Annotated in this window: 1 pseudogene; it reads right to left on the bottom strand. The window is 54.1% G+C overall.

Features of this window, described 5'->3' with window-relative positions:
- Positions 1-7: 7 nt before the first annotated feature.
- A pseudogene (locus ABRP64_RS11645) lies at positions 8-756 on the bottom strand (IS256 family transposase); the annotation flags it as partial.

Genomic DNA, 756 nt, shown 5'->3' with positions numbered 1-756 from the left:
TCCTTCAGAATTCCTTCAACGCCGCTTCTGCCGTGGATTCATCAGTAGCCGTATAAACCTTCTTCAACGCGGCTGATACAGCGCGGCGGTCCCCGTAGGTGACCTGCCGGTTCGCGGCGCGAATCAGGTGCACGATGCAGGTTTGTACCATGGAATTCGGCCAGGTTGCCTCCAGAAGCCTCTGGTAGGCCTTTCAGCCCGTCACAGCAGACAATAAAGACGTCTTTGACCCCACGGTTAGATAAGTTGGCGCACACGTGTGCCCAAAAGGAAGCACCTTCTTCTTTGGCAATCCACAATCCCAGGATGTGTTTGATGCCGTCGAGGTCCACGCCGATTGCCATGTACGCGGACTTGTTGACTACCCGGCCGCCGTCGCGGACTTTAATGCGCAACGCATCCAGGAATATCACGGGGTAGAACTCGTCTAACTGGCGGTTTTGCCACACCATGACCTCATCGCCGACGGCATCAGTTACTGCAGAGATTGTTTCATGGGAGATATCTACCCGCATCGCAGTTGCCATATGATGCTGGATATCCCTAATGGTCATGCCGCCGGCATATAAGCTGACAATCATATCGTCGACATCTGTTAGCCGCCTGGAGCCTTTGAGGAACCATGGTTGGGGTAAACGTGCCGGCCCGGTCTCGTGGAACATCAATGTTTACTGGCCCGTAGTTAGAATCCACGGTTTTCGGGTAGGTGCCGTTGCGGTGATTGTCTGTTCCAGCAGTAGCTTTAGCTGCTCTATC

This window comes from Corynebacterium sp. KPL4015 (genome assembly GCF_040225725.1).
In the GTDB taxonomy this organism is placed as follows: domain Bacteria; phylum Actinomycetota; class Actinomycetes; order Mycobacteriales; family Mycobacteriaceae; genus Corynebacterium; species Corynebacterium rhinophilum.
The sequence above is the reverse complement of the archived record's forward strand: the minus strand, read 5'-3'. Positions and strand labels throughout refer to the sequence as shown.